Below are 16073 nucleotides of genomic sequence, written 5' to 3' on the forward strand. Positions count from 1 at the left end.
TCGATGCATGAGTCTTGACAGTTCGCCGAAGGGGCCGGCGGTGGCCTCGGGTTCCGCACTGGTGCTCGCAGTACTGGCTGCGGGGCAGTTCCTGATGACGCTCGACAGCTCCGTGATGAACGTGTCGATGGCGACCGTGGCCGCGGACGTGGGCACCACCATCACCGGCATCCAGACCGCCATCACCCTCTACACCCTGGTGATGGCCAGCTTGATGATCACCGGCGGCAAGATCGGCACCATCCTCGGGCGGCGCCGCGCGTTCGGGCTCGGCCTGATCATCTACGGAGCCGGGTCGTTCGTCACCGGGATCGCGCCGAATCTCACCGTCCTCCTCATCGGCTGGTCCCTGCTCGAGGGCATCGGCGCCGCCCTGATCATGCCCGCCATCGTTTCCCTGGTCGCGGCGAACTTCCCCGCCGAACGCCGCCCCGCCGCCTACGGATTGGTGGCCGCGGCGGGTGCCGCGGCAGTCGCGGTGGGGCCGTTGCTCGGTGGGGCGGTGACCACGTTCGCGTCCTGGCGCTACGTCTTCTTCGGCGAGGTCGTCATCGTCGTCCTGATCCTGCTCGCGCTGCGTCGCGTGGAAGACATTCCACCGCAGCGGATCCGACTCGACTTCGTCGGCTCGCTCCTGTCGGTCGCCGGCCTGGGAATGTTCGTCTACGGCGTGCTGCGCTCGAGCGAATGGGGCTGGATCCAAACCAAACCCGGCGGACCGGCGATCCTGGGTCTGTCTCCCGTCATCTGGTTGCTGCTGGGTGGACTCTTCGTGCTCTACCTGTTCCTGCGGCGGGAGACGTACCTGGCGAAGACGGGCGGCGAACCGCTGGTCGACCCCGCGCTGCTGAGGAACAGCCAGCTCACCGGCGGTCTGAGCATGTTCTTCGCCCAATTCCTCATTCAGGCCGGGGTGTTCTTCTCCGTCCCCCTGTTCCTGTCCGTGGTCCTCGAACTCAGTGCGCTCGAGACGGGTGTGCGGATCCTTCCGCTGTCGATCGCTCTGGTCCTGGCGGCCGTCGGCATCCCCAAGCTGCGACCCCAGGCGAATCCCCGGCGCATCGTCCGGATCGGCCTCGGGATCATGGTCGTCGGCATCCTCATCCTCGTGGGTGGAATGGATCCCGGCGCAAATGCGGCGGTCGTGTCGATCCCGATGCTGCTGATGGGTCTCGGACTGGGCGCGCTGGCCTCCCAGCTCGGTGCGGTCACGGTGTCCGCGGTACCGGACTCGCAGAGCGCCGAGGTCGGCGGTCTGCAGAACACGGCGACCAATCTCGGCGCGTCACTGGGGACCGCCCTGATCGGCTCCATCCTGATCGCCACCCTGACCACCTCCGTCATCGCCGGCATCGAGAACAACCCGGCCGTGCCGGAATCGGTGCAACAGCAGGCCACCACGGACATGGCTGCCGGGGTGCCGTTCCTGTCCGACACCCAGTTGGAGGGTGCTCTGGACGAGGCCGGGGTGGACGAGGCCACCGCGGATGCGATCGTCGAGGTCAACTCGGACGCGCGGCTCGAGGCCCTACAGGTGGCCTTCGCCATCACGGCACTGATCACCGTCGCCGCACTGTTCGGCACCGGATCGCTACCGCGCCGGCCGGTGGGCGCACGGCCCGGCGAGGGTCAGCGCAGGCTCGACGAGACCGACGACGAGCGCTGAGGCCGCCAGGCCAGGTCCCGGAGCCGCACCCAGTCCCAGGTGGGTGCCGAGACGAGGGTTCCCGGACGGTGCCGGGGCACCCGCACCCGCAGCGCCTGCGGCTCGACGGTGCAGCGCACAGGCGTGGGCAACATCAACGCTTCCCCGTCCACGCCGACCGGTATCTCCGGCGCCTCCGCGTCGACGACCACCTCGGTGGCCGCGCGCTGAACCAGCCCCCGGCTGTGGGCACGGCGCAGCAGGCCGACTGCCTGCCCGGCGCCCGTCACCGAGATCGCCACCACTCCGAGCACCCCGCGATCCAGACGCGGCCGGCGTCCCAACCCCGCGAGGTCGTCGGTCGCGTACGGGCCGTTGCTCACCAGGACGGCCTGCGCACCCTCCACCGTCGTGTCACCGTCGATGCGGGCACGCAGCCGGGTGACGCTGTCGCGGGCGAGCAGATCGGGCATCATCCGCAGCGCCGTCCCGGCCTTGTCGTCCCGGTACTCCGGGCTCTGCACCACGTCGGCGTAGACGCCGAACGAGGCGTTGTTGACGAACACCCGTCCGCCGATCCTGCCGAGATCGACGCGGAGTTCCACACCGTCCCGCAGCGCATCCAGGCCTGCGGCCGGATCCTCCCGATCCAGTCCCAGGTCCAGGGCGAAGTGGTTCCGCGTGCCGGCGCTGATCACCAGAAACGGCAGACCGTGCTCGGCCGCGATCGCCGCCACCAGGGCCTGTGTCCCGTCGCCTCCGGCGACACCGAGCAGGTCGGCGCCACGCGCCACCGCCTGCCGGGCCAGGACCTCGACGTCGACCGGGCCCGGTCCGGCGAGCAGTGCCACCTCGGCACCGAGCTCCTCGGCCTTGCGTTGCAGATCGAACTTCACGACCTTGCCGCCGCCGGACCGGGGATTCATCACGAGAAACGGCCGGCGGACCGGCGCGGCGGGATACTCGGGCATCCCGTGCTCTGCGTCGGATCGCAGCGCCGCCCTCGCACACACCAGGGCGAGCAGCACCAGCGCAGCCGACACCAGCACGACCCAGAGCTGGCGCTCTCGCACGAACAACACGAGCAGGACGAGCGGTGCGAGCACCGCCAGGCCCAGAGACAGCACCCGCAGCAGTCCCCGGGTCGCGAGGAACCAGTACGCAGCCGCGACCGTCACCGCCGCCACTGCCACGCTCACGACCAGGAGTGCGACGGCTCCGCGCAGGCCTTCGACGATCACCGGAACGGCGGCGGCACAGAAGACGGCGACGAACGCCGCCCGAGCCCACCACGTGCGCGACGGCGGCACCTCGTCGCCGGGAACGGTATCCATCGGACTCACGCCCCGGTCTTCGAGCCCGGGATCTTCTCCGTCGGTTGTTCGTCTGCCGGCGGTGCCGACGTCGCGTCCTTCGTCGGCGGTGCCGACGTCGCGTCCTTCGTCGGCGGTGCCGACGTCGCGTCCTTCGTCGGCGGTGCCGACGTCGCGTCTTCCGTCGGCGGTGCCGACATCGCGCCCTCCGTCGGCTGCTCCCAGGCGCGGGCCGGTCGGATCAGCACCTCGAGCGCGAGCAGGGCCAACAGAGCACCGAGAACGACCCACACGACCACGAGGCCGGTCGGATAGCGCCAGAACATCAGCATCAGCGCGGCGATGCCGATGATTGCCAGCCGCAACGCGGTCCGAGCCCGGTACGCGCCGGCTTCCACCTGGTTCGGTGGCCGCGGCTTGCGGGCCCGCTGCACCGCGTCCATGCCCCGCCCGAACCCGCGGCGGACGGCAGCCGCGGAGGCCGATCCCCCGGTCACGTACGCCCCGACCGCGATCACCAGGCCCAGGACCGCCACCGCCCGCAGAGCGTTCCGCAGCGGCACCAGCACGGTGTCGACGATCGCCGTGGCGGTGTCCGGGGACAGCACGTCGGGAGGAATGTCGTCGAGATAGAGCGATCGGGCGACGATGAGCGCGATCGCGAGGATCAGCATCCCCACGACCAGCGCCGCCCCGACGAACGCCAGGGCGCGACGGCGACGGCCGGGCGGAGCCACGGCCACCGCGGCCACGGCGGCGGCGATCGTGAGCCACGGCAGCACGTCCGACGCCGTGTCCAGTGCGCTGACCGCCCGTTGCGCCTTGACCAGCTCCGGCGACTGGAACAACACGAACTGCTTGTCGATGTCCGGGATCTTCTCGGCGAAGGTGAATCCCCGATCCAGCAGACGAGCCTGGACGTTGTCGATGACCGTACCCAGGGAAATGCTGACCGTCCCGCTCTCGTCCACCGTCACCGACGAAGGACCGACATTGCCGGTGACCACCGCCACCAAGCCGGTGTGCGCGGCACGGTTGGCCTGGATCCACAGATCCTCGAACTGATCCGTCTGCACCAGCGACAGCACCGTCTCGTACACGAAGTTGCGGGCCTGACCGGCGATCACCGGCGCGAGGCCCTCCACCGCACGGTCCACGCGGGGCGCGTCCGCGGTCGCCGGCACCAGGCCGGTCAGGGCCGTCAGCGCGTCCGCCGTGAGCCCTTCGACATCGACCCGCGCGAAGATCTCGTCGGTGATCGTGCCCGCGATCTCGGTCTGCACCGCGGGATCGGAACCCAACGGCGCCACCGTGGCGACGTACCGGTCCGTGTCGAGGACTTCACTGCGTACGAATCGCGCCGTCACCGACGTGATCGCCAGCAGAGCGACCAGCACGGTCAGGAGCGCCACCGCCGTCCAGCGCAGCGCGTGCCGCGGCGGACGCGGCGCGGGAGGCGGCGCCGCCGGGGCCTCGGGCACGGCCGCCGTCCGGGCGCGCAGCGCGGCCACCTCTGCCCGCAACCGCTCCAGTTCGGCCCGCTCGGCGGTGTCGAGCGGAGCGGTGCCCGTGCCGCTGCGCGAAAGGTCGCTGTCCATCGTCTTCTCTTTCCACTCGGTGACAGAGGCACGGCGGCACAGACGAAGCGTGCTCCCGAGGGCACGAGACGGTCCCGCCCCTTCACATCGCGCCGATCGACGGCCGATCCGGAGCGATCACCCCATGCCGGCCGCCGGTCGAACCTAGTAGTCCAGTCGTGGATTCCAGGTCGATACCGCCCAGATGACCACCACGTCGAGAGCGATGATCAGAATCGACCACCACGGGTAGTACGGCAACCACATGAAGTTGAGCAGGATCGACAGGGCCGCGATGACGATCGCCGCGACTCGCGCCCAGGTGGCTCCGGTGAGGAGAGCGATGCCCACCAGGATGACGACAGCACCCGCGACGATGTGAACCCAACCCCAGGCGGTGAAATCGAACTTGAAGGTGTATTCCTGTCCCACCACGAACAGTTCGTCCTCCGCCACCGCCGCGATGCCCTGCAGCAGTTGCAGGATACCCACGGTGGTGAGAATGATGGCGGCACCGATCGACGTGCCCGCCGCGATCCCCTGCTTGACGCCCCCCTCGGCGGCACTGCTCCCGCCCGCGCTGCCGTGGCTCACACCGCCCTGACCGACACGCATATCCTCGGACACGATTAATCCCCTTCCCTGTGATGTAGCTCGGTGCAACTGTCGCAAAACGACCTGCCGTACGCCTCCGTTTTCTCATCCGTCGGGTGAACGGATCCGGGACGCAGATCGGGTCTGCGCCCAGGACTCGGGCTTCAGGTCGTCGACCTGCACGCCGGGACCATAGAACTCGTGAACCAGGCCGAGGACACGGGCGAGCACCTCCACGTCCGTGAGATCGTCGCGGAGCACCATATGCAGTTGAGCCGGACTGTCGCCGGACCCCGGCGACACCACCAACCGGCAGACCCAGTCACTCATCTCGCCCTCCCCGCGTACCATCTTGTCCGGCAACCGGATCGAGGAATCCTCTCCGCGCTGCCGAGCATCCCCGTGTGCGCTGCAGGACGGTCCGCAGACCCCCGGCCCGCAGACCCGGGGGCGGTCAACCCAATGTCCATCCCGGGCTCCGTCCGGTTTCGTTCCATTCGCGATCCAATGCCGACATCCTCCGCCGCACGCCGACGCGATGAACTCCGTAAAGGAGCAGCAGGGCGATGCCGGAGCCCACCCCCCACACCGTGAGTGCGGCACTGACACCGGCCACGACGCCGTCCGAGCCGGTCCTGGGCGCGGCGACGGGATCACCGATCGAATCGATCCAGATGTCGATCGTCTCGCCCGGCTTCGCACCGAAGGGCGTCTCCACCTTCCCCGTGCGCATTTCGCCGGTCCCGGTCGCCCACCGCGCGGTCGCTCGGTCCGGGTCCCCCGGACCCCGGGTCGCAGTGTCCGTCATCGAACCGGCACCCATCGGTCCCGGTTCCTCGAGGAGGATCGCCGTCACCTGGTGGCGTTCCAGACGTTCCTCCAGCGCAAGCTGGCCGACCCGCGCGTAGGTCGCCGTCCCGTACGCGGCGGCGAGGGGAACCATGACGAGCACGAACATCGCGACGACCAGAACGAGTGCGGATTCGACTCGCTCGGATCGTCGCATCAGCGGGTTGCCGCTCCACGGAGCGCGGCGCCACAACCGGAGGGCCAGGGGCTGCTCTGCGTTCATCTCGAAACTCCTGCAGTTACTTGACTACAGTGTTCCGCCGACGAGGGCCTGTGGCGTAGGGCACAAGGTCATCGCTCGATTCGGGTGATCGGGGGACGAGGACCTGAAGTCCCCCTGTCTCCCGGCACGGTCTGCACCCGGTACTTGCCTCGGTATTCGCCCGGCCCGACGCAGAGACTCTGCTCCGCCGGGCCTACACCGGTGCGAGCGGCCGGAACGGCCGGATCTCGTCCTCGCCGGGTCGGACCACGCCCGCGGAGGACTCGGGTACTTCGTTCCATGCGTCCGGCAGATCGCGCAGCGGTTCGGAGACGATGAAGCGGGTCTCGGCACCGAGCTGGTGCAGCACCTCCACCTCGGGATGCAGTTCGAGGAGCCTGGCGAGCTTGGTGGAGAAGAACAGCGATCGGCTCTTGCCTTCGCTGGAATAACGGAACACCCACATCGACTCGCCGTCCGTGGTCGCCACGGTCATCTGCACGGGGTGCTCGACCGCATGGGCGTGCGCGATCTTCTCCACGTATCCGACAGCCCGGGCGACGGCAGTGAACGGGTCCTCGGTGAGACCGAACGTCAGCGCGAGATAGAACAGCATCTCGGAGTCGGTCGAGCCCTCGATGTCGGGGTAGAGCGCCGGATCCACCGCCAGCACGAGCTCGCGTTTGATCTCCCGGAACCCGTTGAGGACCCCGTTGTGCATCCACAACCAGTGCCCGTGCCGGAAGGGATGGCAGTTGCTGCGCTGGACGTGTGTCCCGGTCGAGGCCCGCACGTGTGCGAACAGCAGCGGTGTCTCCACCTGAGCGGCGAGCTCGCGCAGGTTCCGGTCGTTCCAGGCCGGATCGATGCTCTTGAACACCGCCGGCTCCGGCCCCCTCCCGTACCATCCGATGCCGAAACCATCACCGTTGGTGGTGGTGGCTCCGAGGCGCGAATGCAGGCTCTGATCGATCAGCGAGTGCTGCGGGCGGAACAGCAGATCCTCAGCAAGGATCGGGTCGCCGGAATATGCCATCCATCTGCACATCTCACCATTGAATCACCGCTTCGACCGCGAGCACGTCTCGAAACGGACACAGGTCGCGCCGCGTTCGTGTCGGATGCGGGCCCGGCCCGCGTACGGGCGTCTTCGTGTCGTGGACACCTGGGGGGACGGTGGGTTTCAGGGTCGGGGCGGGTTTCAAGGTCTTTATCCCCTGCGGAGACGCCGGTTGGGGTGTCATTCTCGATGTGAGTCGCCCGATATCGCGGAGGTTCGGTCCATCGCCGGAGCCGCTCACAGGAGGTGCACATCATGGATTCGTTCTGGGATTACGTGTGGTACACGATCATCGTGTTCGCGTTCGTGGCGTATCTGATCGTGCTGTTCCAGATCTTGGTCGACCTGTTCCGCGATCACACCGTTTCCGGCTTCGCCAAGGCCCTCTGGGTGATCGGGCTGGTCGTCATCCCGTACCTGACCGCGTTCGTGTATCTGATCGCCCGGGGCCGCGGCATGGCGGAGCGGTCGATGCGTGCCCAGCAGGAGACCAAGCAGGCCACCGACGAGTACATCCGGCAGGTGGCCGGCAAGTCCCCGGCCGAGCAGATCGCCGATGCGAAGGCGCTGTACGACTCGGGAGTGATCACCCAAGCGGAGTTCGAGCAACTCAAGGCCACGGCTCTGGGACAGGCATCCGCGGGACAGACCGGAATGCAGGTCTGACAGGCCAGGACCTGCGCGGACCTGCGCGGCATCCCGAGGACCCGCCCGCAGCGAGCCGGTTCCGAGATACTCGACGCATGCAGCCAGCGGCGTCGGCGGGTCGAGCACCGAAGAAGATGACCTGGATTCCGGGCGGAACCTTCTGGATGGGGTCGGAGGAGTTCTATCCCGAGGAGCGTCCGGTCCACCAGGTGAGTGTGGACGGATTCTGGATGGACATTCATCCGGTGACCGTCGCCGAGTTCCGGCGTTTCGTGAAGGACACCGGTCACGTCACCACCGCCGAGGTCGCGCCCGAACCCGCCGATTATCCCGATGCCGACCCGGCGCTGCTGGTACCCGGGTCGCTGGTGTTCACCCCGCCGGCTCGGCGCGTACCCCTCGACGACTACCGCCGGTGGTGGTCGTGGGTGCCGGGTGCGGATTGGCGGCATCCCGAGGGCCCCGGAAGTTCGGCCGGCGGCCGCGAACACCATCCGGTGACGCACGTGTCCCACTACGACGCGCTCGCCTACGCTCGGTGGGCGGGCAAGGAGCTGCCGACCGAGTCCGAGTGGGAGTTCGCGGCCCGCGGCGGCCTGGATCGGGCCCGGTTCGTGTGGGGCGACGAGTACACCCCGAAGGGGCGGTACCTGGCCAACACCTGGCAGGGCGAGTTCCCGTGGCAGAACCTCGCCGAAGACGGGTACGTCGGCACGTCTCCGGTGGGCAGCTTCCGGCCCAACGGTTACGGCCTGGTCGACGTGGCAGGCAACGTATGGGAATGGACGACGGACTACTTCACCGCTCGTCACGGGGCGGACGGACGTGACACCGCCCCCGCCACGGCGTGCTGCATTCCCGCCAACCCACGCACGCTCGCGCCGGAGACCGGTGCCGAGGCCCATCCCCTGCGGGTCATCAAGGGCGGATCACACCTCTGCGCCCCCAATTACTGCTTGCGCTACCGGCCCGCAGCCAGGCAGGGGGAAAGCGCGGAAACCTCCACCTGCCACATCGGATTCCGCTGCATCGTGCGCGGCCGCTGAGCAGCGCCGGTCAATCGATCGAGAACCAGGCCCGCACCTGCGCCTCGTGGTCGACATAGCGTTCGCCGGAAACGTCGACGACGACCTTGTCGATCGTTCCCCCGGTGAACGGGAACGGGGACACGTAGTCCGGCGTGACCGGAGAGGCACTGTCACGCCCGACGCAGATACCGTCACCGACGAGGCAGAACACCCCCGGCTGGGTGACGATCTCACCGGTGGCCACCTGCTGATCGTCGACGTAGAGGGTGAGGGTGCCGGCGAAGCCCGGCATCGCCGGATCGGTGTTCTTCCCGGCGACGGCGAATTCGGCGGTGCACACGTGGGCACCGGGAGTGATGTCCCGGTCGGCGACCACGGTCTGCAGGTGCGTGCCGACCCAGTTGAAGGCATAGCGCAGACGGCAGTCCTTGACGTAGAGGCTGTGGCCGCCGGCCAGGCCGCCGTGGGCGTAGAGGACGCCCTCGGCATCGGCCGAGTCCACGTGGACTCCGGCGACGATCGTGTAGGACCGTCCGGTGATGGCGACACCGGCCGCCTCGGGGACGTCCGCGCAGTCCGGGTAGTAGACGTAGCGGTCTCGCGCCTTTCCCGGGCGGGGGCGTTCGGCGAGCACCTGTTCGAGCGCGCTCCGGTCGTCCAGCGGTAGCCCGTGGTAGCGGCCGGCGTAGTAGAACCACAGGCTCTTCAGGGTTTCCAGCCGCTCGGGTTCGGCCTCGGCGAGGTTGTGCAGTTGCGCTCGGTCCTCCGCGAGGTGGTACAGCTCCCACACATCCTTGTCGAAGTGGCCCCACCCGGACAGCGGCGGATGCACGGAACAGACGAGCCACCCTTCGTGATACAGCGAGCGCTGCCCCAGCATCGCGTAGAACTGCACGGTCTTGCCCGGCGCTGCGGGATCGGTCAGCGAGGACGCGAAGCTCTCTCCCTCGAGCGGACTCTGGGTGTACCCCTTCAGGACCTCGGGCGGGGTGATGCCGAGCAACTCGTAGATCGTCGGGACGACATCGACGGCGTGGACGTACTGCGGGCGGGGCTCGGCCGAGGCGTCGATCCGCGCCGGCCACGAGAGCACGCACATGTCGGCGACGCCACCCTCGTAGCCGGCCCAGCGCTTCCAGTACGGAAACGGTGTGTCGAAGGCCCACGCCCAGCCGGTGTTGTAGTGGTTGTACGACAGCGGTGTGCCGAGCTCGTCGAGGTGCGGCAGGGTGCCCTCGGTGGTGTCGGGAATCCCGTTGAAGAACCGCCATTCGTTGAACGATCCGTTCGGCCCTCCTTCACCACTGGCACCGTTGTCGGAGACCACGACGATGAGGGTGTTGTCGAGCTCGCCGGTCGTTTCGAGCAGGTCGATCACCCGGCCGAGCTGATCGTCCGTGTAGGAGATGTAGCCGGCGAAGACCTCGGCCATCCGTACGAACAGGCGTTGCTCGTCGGCGGTGAGCGAGTCCCAGGGCCGGACGGTGTCGAGCAGCGGCCACGGCTGTCCGTCGGGTCCGGTGGTGGCCGGCTCCCCGTGCGGATTGATCGGGGAAAGCTCGGTGCCCTCGGGCAACAACCCGAGGTCCTTCTGCCGCTGCAGTATCTCGGCACGGATGGCCTCGTAGCCCTGGTCGAACCTGCCCTTGTACCGGTCGGCCCATTCGGTGAACACGTGATGCGGGGCGTGCCCGGCCTGCGGGGCCAGGTACATGAAGAACGGTTTGTCCGGGTCGACGACCTTGGCGTCGCGGATGAATTCGATTGCCTTGTCCGCCAGGTCTTTCGATAGGTGATAGCCGTCCTCCGGGGTGCCGGGGGCGTCGACCGGATGGTTGTCGTACACCAGGTCGGGGTACCAGCTGCTCGACTCGCCGCCGAGGAAGCCGTAGAACCGCTCGAACCCGCGGCCCAACGGCCACCGGGCCTTGACCGCCGACATGTTCGTCTCGTCGCCCGGGGTCAGGTGCCACTTGCCGACGCAGTAGGTGTTCCACCCTTGCTCGGCCAGCACCTCGGAGACGAACCCGTTCTCGAAGGGAATGTGGGTGGAGATGCCCGGGAACCCGGAGCTGAACTCGGCGATGGTCGCCATGCCGTTGGTCGTCGCGTTACGCCCGGTCAGCAGCGACGCCCGCGTCGGGGAACACAGCGCGGTGGTGTGGAAGTTCGAGTACTTCACACCCCGGTCGGCGATGCGGCGCATGGTGGGTGCCTCGACCGGGCCCCCGAAGATGTCCATGCTGCCGTACCCGACGTCGTCCCATGCGATGATCAGGACGTTCGGGGCGCCCTCGGGCGCTTGCGCAGGCAGATACGGCGCCCAGTCCGGGACGGAGTCGCGGATGTCGACGGCGATTTTTCCGTGGTGGGTCCTTGCCATGGCGACGCTCCCGATCTCGAGCAGACCTGTCGGTCTCCGGCATCTCGAGCGTACCGCCCGGCCGAATCGCCGAACATGCAAACGGTCCGATCCGCCGAAGTTCTTCGCACGATGTCTCGGATTCGGCAGAATGTGACCACGCCGCCCCTCCGGTCGAACCGGTCCCAAAGACCCCTGGCGGCGAGGCGAGAAGGATCCGGCTCATGATTTGGATCATCCTGACGTTCCTGGGAATTCCGCTGTGGTTCTGTGCGGTCGCTCTCGGCATTCTGCTGCGCGGACGCCACCGGATCAAGCACCTACCCGGCGGATTCGGCTGCAAGGTCCGGATCGTCTCCGGTCAGGTTCCGGGGTTGAAGTCGGAGTTCTCCCGGATCACCGGCGTCGGAAACTGGATCCACGCGGTCCTGATACTCCACGGCGGCAACCCGTTCCTCGCCCGCACCAGCCTGTGCGGAATCCAGGCTGTCGAGAGCGGACCGTCGGAGATCGACCCGGCAACGGTCAAGCGGATCGACGACCCGGTCGCGGTTCGTTTCCGGCACGACAACGGCGCGACGCTCGAACTGGCGTGCGCACGCCACGATCTCGACGCGATGCTCGGCCCCTTCGCGCAGCAGCAATGGCCGGCCGACGCACCCGCCCATCGTCCTCCGCCCGCGGAGTCGGCATCGTGACCTGGGCGCTTCCGGCGATCGCCGGAATCCTGCTCGTATTCGCGGCGATCTCCGGACGGGTCGCAGGCACTTCCATCACGGCCCCGATGGTCTTCACTGTCGGCGGCCTCGTGCTGGGCGCACAGGCTGCCGGGCTGATCGACATCGAGGCCACCAGCGAAACGGTGAAACTTCTCGCCGAGGTCACCCTCGCCCTCGTACTGTTCTCCGACGCCGCCCGCGTGGACCCGACCGCTCTACGAGCCGAGATCTCACTTCCTGCACGTCTTCTCGGTGTAGGACTACCGCTGACCATCGCGGCCGGGTTCGCCGCCGCGGTGCTCGTGCTGGGCGACCTCTCCTGGCCCGAGGCGCTGCTCCTCGCCGTGCTCCTCGCGCCCACCGACGCCGCTCTCGGGCAGGCGGTGGTCACCCTGCCGATCCTGCCGTCGCGGGTGCGCCAGGGACTCAACGTCGAAAGCGGCCTCAACGACGGCATCTGCGTACCGCTGTTCCTGATCGTGCTGGCGATCGCACGCGCCGAGTCCGGGGCAATCGGCGGCGGTGCAGCCGTACGGTTGGTCACCGAGCAGATCGGTTACGGCATCGTCGCCGGGGTAGGTGCCGGGGCGGTCGCGGCGGCGGTGCTGATCCTCGCCGGGCGGCACCGCACGATCGACCCGTTATGGGTTCAGATCGTGCCGGTGGCCGCCGCCACGCTGGCCTACACCGTCGCCGTGCCCCTCGGCGGCTCGGGATTCATCGCCGCGTTCGTCGGCGGGCTGACCTTCGGGGCGATCCGGCGCCGCGCCGAGGGGGAGGTCTCCCACCTGATCGACGAGGCCGGGGATGTGTTCAATGCCGTCACGTTCATCGTCTTCGGGGCGGTGTTGCTCAGCCCGGCCCTCGGACACCTGTCGTGGCCGGCGCTCGCCTACGCCGTGCTGAGCCTGACCGTCGTCCGCATGGTCCCCGTCGCGCTGTCGCTGCTCGGCACCCACGCCCGCACCCCGACCCTTGCCTTCCTCGGCTGGTTCGGCCCCCGCGGACTGGCCACCATCGTCTTCGTCATCCTGATTCTCGAAGAACCCGGTACCCTGCCCCACGAGGACCTGCTGCTGCTCACCGCCGTCGTCACCGTGGGCCTGTCGGTCCTCGCCCACGGGGTCACCGCCGCCCCCCTCGCCGACCGGTACGCCGCATGGTTCCGCCGTCACCCCCGTCCCGAACAGCAGCCGGCACACGAGGCGTAGACGGCGCGGCACCGGATCTGTGTCCGGAACATCCGATCTGCCTTGCTCGGGTCCATTTCCGGCACGGTAGGTCATCGGATCGAGCGGCCTTCACCGGATCCCCTTTCCGGGCGCGGCCATCAGGTCTAGCGTCGACTCTGTCGGAAAACACCGGCAGACCGACGTGCCAGGTCGTCATCTGACTCTTCGACAAGCCGGCCATCCGAGACGAAGCGGCTCGTAGAGGACCGCCCGTCGGACGTGGAACTCACGAACAATCTGTCGCCCTTGGTATTCCACGGACGGCAGCTCGGCAGAGGAGATGACGAGATGACCGAACAAGTCCAACAACAACTCGGCGGCGACATCGACGAACTCGGTCCGGTGGACTGGATCGTGGTGGAGTTCCCGGGCAGCAGGTTCAGGGGCGAGATCGCACCCGCGCTCGACGACCTCGTCGAACGCGGAACAGTGCGTGTACTGGATCTGCTGTTGCTGAAGAAGGACGCCGACGGATCGCTCGAAGCATTCGAGCTCGCCGACCTGGACGAGAGCGAGATCGGCGCGCTCCGCTCCTACGAAGCCGAGCTGGCGATGTTGCTCAGCGAGGAGGACGTCGAAGCGGTCGCCGCGGCCGTCGAGCCCGGCAGCACCGCGGCCCTGCTGGTGTGGGAGAACCTGTGGGCCGCGCCGTTCGCATCGGCGGTACGCAGGGCCGGCGGACAGCTGGTGGCCAGCGGCCGCATCCCCGTACAAGCCCTGCTGGCCGCAATCGAGGCCGACGAACAAGAAGGAGACTGACATGCCCCTCGCAGCCAGGCGTATGCGTCGCGCCGCGGTGATCGGACCCGCGCCCGTGGCTCGTACGGCCACGACCGTCGCGACGGCGGCGGTGGTCGCCCACGGAGTCCGCCGTCGTTCCGACCGCCGGGAAGATCGACGAGAGGACCGCAGAGACCGGCGCTGACCCTGCGGCCGAAACACGAATCGGCTCCCCGACGGCGTGCGCACCGTCGGGGAGCCGCCCGGACCGCAGAGGGCCGATCGCGCCACTCCGGCCCCACCGATCCGGCAGTGACATGGCAGCAGAATCCGCAAGTACGGACGGGGAGGGAACGTCGTCCGTAGAACCGACAGTGAAAGAGGCTCCCATGACTGCCACGACGTCAGCTGCGACAGCGCCTCGGCCCGCCCTCGAACGGCTGCGCGAAGCCGAACACCTCGTCCTGGACCTGCCGATCATGGGCCGCATCAGCATTCCGCCACCCGAGCAGCTCGCCTACCTCGCGGGTATCGGCACCTTGGTTGCCCTCGAGCTCCTCGAATGGCCGGTTGCAGTTGCTCTCACCGCGGGTCACCTTCTGGCCGAGGCGCATCACCACCGCCTCCTCCAGGGAATCGGCGAGGCGTTGGAAGAGGCATGACCTCCCGTTCGGTGAGATGGTCCGTCAGGATCAGATACCTCGCCGGGCAGTGATCCGCCCCTCGGAGATCGCACCGAGGAGTGCGGCGTGGTCGCGTGTGTTCTGTTCGGCGTAGGCGATCGCGAATGCCGTGATGGCGTCGTCGAATTCGGTGCCGGAACCGAGATACTCGGCGATCGCGATGCGGTCGCCGGATCGGGCGTGCCCATACGCCAGTACCCGTCCGCACAGCCGCCCGTACAGCGTCATTCCGGTGGGAGTCATCGCCTCGACGACCGCCGAGCCCTTGCCGTCCCGCAACTGACGCAGGTAGAAATCTCGCCGGACGCCGTCCGGTCCGGGGCCCTGCTGCCAGCCGAGGAAGATGTCGCTGGCCGCCTGCATCAAACGTTGGCCGTTGACCACACGTTCGCCCTCGTTGGCAAACGTGGGCCCGTCCACGTAGTACGAGAGCACGGACCGTTGCGCCTCCTTGGCCTGCAGGAAGAGCGGGTCGTCGTCACCCGTGCCGCGCAACAGGAAGATCCAGGCCCGGGTTCCGACGCTGCCGACACCGACCACCTTGCGCGCCGCCTGCACGAACTCGAACTGTTCGAGGAGCACCCGCCGGTCCCACTGGAGCGTCGACCGATAGTCACGCAGGCGCTGGTGCAGATCCGCGTAGAGTTCGTCGGCGTCCGCGTCGGGCAGGACCTCCTCGATGGGGACGATGAGCGGCGGGGCGCTGATGATCCGGCGCCGGCCGTCGACCACTTCGGTCAACTTGGCGAGCGCTTGGACGCTGTCCCGGTGGCGCGACTTCTCGAGCGTCTTGCGCAGGCGCTTCTTCATGGAGGAGTCGAGTTCGTCGCGCAGTTCCGTGAGTTCGGTGCTGGGCTCGATGTGCGAATACCACACCGCCAGATTTCCCCGCTCCGCCTGCCGGGCAATCGTCTCGCGATACTCCGCTGCGCAGGCGCGGGCGATGCGCGCCTGCTGCTTGCCCGTGAAACCGTTGTCCCGCGCGGCGATCACGAGGCTGGTGACCAGTCGCTTGACGTCCCACTCGAACGGGCCGGGGTAGGTCTCGTCGAAGTCGTTGATGTCGAAGGTCAGCTTGCGTTCCGGGGTGGCGAAGATTCCGAAATTGCTCATGTGCGCGTCCCCGCACAGCTGGGTGAGGACGGTCGTGGTCGGCCCGCGGGACAGATCGTCCGCCATCACCAGAGCCGCACCCCGGTAGAAGGAGAACGGCGTTTCTGCCATGCGGCCGTAGCGCACCGGAACCAGCTCCGGCACCCGGGACGTCGCCTGCCGCTCCAACAGGTCGAGCGGATCGGGGCGACGGCTCGTATCGAACTCGGCGAGCGCGGACAGCGGGGTCCGGCTGCGGGCCGCCCGCCCCCGTTCCGCCCGCTCCTCCCTGGTGGGGTGTTCGACCACTGGCTCGCTTCTCGAGGTCTCGGTCATCAGGTTCTCCCTC

Annotated in this window: 15 protein-coding genes; 7 read left to right on the forward strand and 8 right to left on the reverse strand. The window is 68.3% G+C overall.

Annotated features, from left to right (window positions below; translation table 11 throughout):
• Window positions 1-7 precede the first annotated feature (7 nt).
• The gene (locus JYA75_RS03100; RefSeq protein ID WP_203329683.1) at window positions 8-1666 is read left to right on the forward strand and encodes an MFS transporter; all 1659 of its coding nucleotides are present in this window, start codon (window positions 8-10) and stop codon (window positions 1664-1666) included.
• Here JYA75_RS03100 and JYA75_RS03105 read toward each other — a convergent pair.
• The 6 genes from JYA75_RS03105 to JYA75_RS03130 form a co-directional block, all read right to left on the reverse strand.
• Window positions 1630-2979: a diacylglycerol kinase family protein gene (locus JYA75_RS03105; RefSeq protein ID WP_185713549.1), complete on the reverse strand. Its 1350-nt coding sequence runs from the start codon at window positions 2977-2979 to the stop codon at window positions 1630-1632. The genes JYA75_RS03100 and JYA75_RS03105 overlap by 37 nt on opposite strands.
• Window positions 2980-2984: 5 nt before the next feature.
• Window positions 2985-4556, reverse strand: a complete 1572-nt coding sequence (locus JYA75_RS03110; RefSeq protein WP_168578896.1) for a hypothetical protein — start codon at window positions 4554-4556, stop codon at window positions 2985-2987.
• A 144-nt stretch (window positions 4557-4700) separates the two neighbouring features.
• Window positions 4701-5162 carry a hypothetical protein gene (locus JYA75_RS03115; RefSeq protein WP_168578895.1) on the reverse strand — a complete coding sequence of 154 codons (462 nt, stop codon included), beginning with the start codon at window positions 5160-5162 and terminating at the stop codon, window positions 4701-4703.
• A 72-nt stretch (window positions 5163-5234) separates the two neighbouring features.
• A complete protein-coding gene (locus JYA75_RS03120) occupies window positions 5235-5459 on the reverse strand; it encodes a hypothetical protein (RefSeq protein ID WP_168578894.1) in 225 nt (74 codons plus the stop codon).
• Between the two features lie 124 nt (window positions 5460-5583).
• Window positions 5584-6201: a hypothetical protein gene (locus JYA75_RS03125; RefSeq protein WP_168578893.1), complete on the reverse strand. Its 618-nt coding sequence runs from the start codon at window positions 6199-6201 to the stop codon at window positions 5584-5586.
• A gap of 193 nt (window positions 6202-6394) precedes the next feature.
• Window positions 6395-7216: a class II glutamine amidotransferase gene (locus JYA75_RS03130; protein ID WP_168578892.1), complete on the reverse strand. Its 822-nt coding sequence runs from the start codon at window positions 7214-7216 to the stop codon at window positions 6395-6397.
• Window positions 7217-7495: 279 nt separating this feature from the next.
• On the opposite strand from JYA75_RS03130, the gene JYA75_RS03135 reads away from it, so the two are divergent.
• Window positions 7496-7906: an SHOCT domain-containing protein gene (locus JYA75_RS03135; RefSeq protein WP_168578891.1), complete on the forward strand. Its 411-nt coding sequence runs from the start codon at window positions 7496-7498 to the stop codon at window positions 7904-7906.
• 116 nt (window positions 7907-8022) lie between these two features.
• Window positions 8023-8934 carry a formylglycine-generating enzyme family protein gene (locus tag JYA75_RS03140; RefSeq protein ID WP_185713434.1) on the forward strand — a complete coding sequence of 304 codons (912 nt, stop codon included), beginning with the start codon at window positions 8023-8025 and terminating at the stop codon, window positions 8932-8934.
• A 10-nt stretch (window positions 8935-8944) separates the two neighbouring features.
• On the opposite strand, the gene JYA75_RS03145 is transcribed toward JYA75_RS03140, so the two are convergent.
• Window positions 8945-11299 (reverse strand): arylsulfatase, encoded by a 2355-nt coding sequence (locus tag JYA75_RS03145; protein ID WP_185713433.1) that lies wholly within the window; start codon window positions 11297-11299, stop codon window positions 8945-8947.
• A 203-nt stretch (window positions 11300-11502) separates the two neighbouring features.
• On the opposite strand from JYA75_RS03145, the gene JYA75_RS03150 reads away from it, so the two are divergent.
• From JYA75_RS03150 to JYA75_RS03165, 4 genes are all read left to right on the forward strand, one after another.
• Window positions 11503-11976, forward strand: a complete 474-nt coding sequence (locus JYA75_RS03150) for a hypothetical protein (protein WP_168578888.1) — start codon at window positions 11503-11505, stop codon at window positions 11974-11976.
• On the forward strand, window positions 11973-13208 hold the full coding sequence (locus JYA75_RS03155) for a cation:proton antiporter (protein WP_168578887.1): 1236 nt from the start codon (window positions 11973-11975) through the stop codon (window positions 13206-13208). Before JYA75_RS03150 ends, JYA75_RS03155 begins: the two co-directional genes overlap by 4 nt.
• A gap of 309 nt (window positions 13209-13517) precedes the next feature.
• On the forward strand, window positions 13518-13988 hold the full coding sequence (locus JYA75_RS03160) for a DUF6325 family protein (protein ID WP_044476165.1): 471 nt from the start codon (window positions 13518-13520) through the stop codon (window positions 13986-13988).
• 350 nt (window positions 13989-14338) lie between these two features.
• Complete coding sequence (locus tag JYA75_RS03165; RefSeq protein ID WP_006940466.1) at window positions 14339-14611, forward strand: hypothetical protein; 273 nt, start codon at window positions 14339-14341, stop codon at window positions 14609-14611.
• Between the two features lie 30 nt (window positions 14612-14641).
• On the opposite strand, the gene JYA75_RS03170 is transcribed toward JYA75_RS03165, so the two are convergent.
• Window positions 14642-16060 carry a DUF2252 domain-containing protein gene (locus tag JYA75_RS03170; RefSeq protein WP_043798309.1) on the reverse strand — a complete coding sequence of 473 codons (1419 nt, stop codon included), beginning with the start codon at window positions 16058-16060 and terminating at the stop codon, window positions 14642-14644.
• Window positions 16061-16073: the final 13 nt, after the last annotated feature.

Source organism: Rhodococcus sp. PSBB066, assembly GCF_017068255.1.
Classification (GTDB): domain Bacteria; phylum Actinomycetota; class Actinomycetes; order Mycobacteriales; family Mycobacteriaceae; genus Rhodococcus; species Rhodococcus aetherivorans.

Excerpts from the sequence above, each read along its gene's own strand:
- JYA75_RS03100 (WP_203329683.1), top strand. The coding sequence starts at position 8 with ATGAGTCTTGACAGTTCGCCGAAGGGGCCGGCGGTGGCCTCGGGTTCC.
- JYA75_RS03105 (WP_185713549.1), bottom strand. The coding sequence starts at position 2,979 with ATGGATACCGTTCCCGGCGACGAGGTGCCGCCGTCGCGCACGTGGTGG.
- JYA75_RS03110 (WP_168578896.1), bottom strand. The coding sequence starts at position 4,556 with ATGGACAGCGACCTTTCGCGCAGCGGCACGGGCACCGCTCCGCTCGAC.
- JYA75_RS03120 (WP_168578894.1), bottom strand. The coding sequence starts at position 5,459 with ATGAGTGACTGGGTCTGCCGGTTGGTGGTGTCGCCGGGGTCCGGCGAC.
- JYA75_RS03125 (WP_168578893.1), bottom strand. The coding sequence starts at position 6,201 with ATGAACGCAGAGCAGCCCCTGGCCCTCCGGTTGTGGCGCCGCGCTCCG.
- JYA75_RS03130 (WP_168578892.1), bottom strand. The coding sequence starts at position 7,216 with ATGGCATATTCCGGCGACCCGATCCTTGCTGAGGATCTGCTGTTCCGC.
- JYA75_RS03135 (WP_168578891.1), top strand. The coding sequence starts at position 7,496 with ATGGATTCGTTCTGGGATTACGTGTGGTACACGATCATCGTGTTCGCG.
- JYA75_RS03140 (WP_185713434.1), top strand. The coding sequence starts at position 8,023 with ATGACCTGGATTCCGGGCGGAACCTTCTGGATGGGGTCGGAGGAGTTC.
- JYA75_RS03145 (WP_185713433.1), bottom strand. The coding sequence starts at position 11,299 with ATGGCAAGGACCCACCACGGAAAAATCGCCGTCGACATCCGCGACTCC.
- JYA75_RS03150 (WP_168578888.1), top strand. The coding sequence starts at position 11,503 with ATGATTTGGATCATCCTGACGTTCCTGGGAATTCCGCTGTGGTTCTGT.
- JYA75_RS03160 (WP_044476165.1), top strand. The coding sequence starts at position 13,518 with ATGACCGAACAAGTCCAACAACAACTCGGCGGCGACATCGACGAACTC.
- JYA75_RS03165 (WP_006940466.1), top strand. The coding sequence starts at position 14,339 with ATGACTGCCACGACGTCAGCTGCGACAGCGCCTCGGCCCGCCCTCGAA.
- JYA75_RS03170 (WP_043798309.1), bottom strand. The coding sequence starts at position 16,060 with ATGACCGAGACCTCGAGAAGCGAGCCAGTGGTCGAACACCCCACCAGG.